At 70.2% G+C, this 1,342-nt stretch carries 1 protein-coding gene and 1 pseudogene; one reads left to right on the top strand and one right to left on the bottom strand.

Features of this window, described 5'->3' with window-relative positions; genetic code table 11:
- Positions 1–697: pseudogene (locus GJ633_RS16690) on the top strand (geranylgeranylglycerol-phosphate geranylgeranyltransferase); the annotation flags it as partial.
- A 138-nt stretch (positions 698–835) separates the two neighbouring features.
- Here the strand turns inward: GJ633_RS16690 and yciH are convergent.
- Entirely contained in the window at positions 836–1,129 is a 294-nt protein-coding gene (gene yciH / locus GJ633_RS16685) for a stress response translation initiation inhibitor YciH (RefSeq protein ID WP_156589650.1), read from the bottom strand.
- Between the last annotated feature and the right edge of the window lie 213 nt (positions 1,130–1,342).

Here is a 1,342-nt window from a genome sequence, read left to right as displayed (position 1 = left end):
CGACCGCGGTCGCGGTCGCCGCCGGCAACGCGATCAACGACTACTTCGACCGCGAGATCGACGCGATCAACCAGCCCGACCGCCCGATCCCGCGCGGGGCGGTCTCGCCTCGGAGCGCCCTCGCGGTCTCGGTCGGCTGGTTCGCCGCCGCGGTCGGGCTCGCCGCGCTCCTCCCGCCGCTGGCGATCGGTATCGCCGTCGTCAACCTCGGCGCGCTCGTCACCTACACGACGGTGTTCAAGGGCACGCCGGGGCTCGGTAACGCCCTGGTATCGTACCTCGTCGGGTCGACGTTCCTCTTCGGCGGCGCCGCGGTCGGCCGCCCCGCGTCGGTGGTCGTGCTCGCCGGGCTCGCCGGGCTCTCCACGTTCACCCGGGAGATCATAAAGGACGTCGAGGACGTCGCCGGCGACCGCGAGGAGGGCCTGCGGACCCTGCCGATCGCGATCGGCGAACGGCGCGCGCTGTGGGTCGCGACCGCGCGCTCGCGGTCGCCGTCGCCGCCAGCCCGCTCCCGTACCTCCGCGGGACGTTCGGCGCGGCCTACCTCGTCGTCGTCGGCGTCGCCGACGCGGTCATGGTCTTCGCCTGCTACCGGGGATTCACCGACCCGACGGCCGCACAGCGGCGGTTCAAGTACGGGACGTTCCTCGCGGCGGTCGCGTTCGTGGTCGGGCGGGCGGCGCTCCTCGTGTGACCCGACAGCGGCGACCACGACCGGGACGGCTCAGATTCCCACGCCGCCGATCGAGTGGCCGACCGTGCGCGACCCACGGTCGCGCCGCTCACGGAACTGCTTCGAGAGAACTGCTCGACGGCGGACGTTAGGTGACGGTCACGCGACGTTGAATCCCTTGTCGCGGAGGAAGTCCTCCACGCGGCCCGAGTGGTTGCCCTGCAGCTCGATGGCGCCGTCCTCGACGGTGCCGCCGCAGGCGAACTTCGACTTGAGGTCGGACGCGAGCGAACTCATGTCGACGTCCTTCGGGTCGAATCCTTCGATGACCGTTACCTCCTTACCGTACCTTCGCTCGTCGATGCGGATGCTGATCTGCTGGGACTCTTTCGCGACGTCCTCACAGACGCAGAGTTCCTGGGGCAGTCCGCACGTCGAGCAGACTTCCGACATTACGGTCGAATCTACAGGGTGCCCGTATTAAATAGTGTCGGGAGTGCGACCGCCTCCCGTGGCGCCGCAGTCGACGGTGCACCGACCCGAGGCCGATGGTTCACAGCCGCGAAGCCGACGGTGTACCGACCTGAGGCCCACGACGCACTGCACCCGAGGCCCACGACGCGTCGGACGGCCAGGCGGAGTCGGCCGCAGCCAGCGGTCGGGTCG

Origin of the sequence: Halorubrum sp. CBA1125 (assembly GCF_009742825.1) — an archaeon.
Taxonomy (GTDB): domain Archaea; phylum Halobacteriota; class Halobacteria; order Halobacteriales; family Haloferacaceae; genus Halorubrum.
Note: the sequence above shows the minus strand (reverse complement) of the source record. Positions and strands in the feature narration are given on the sequence as shown.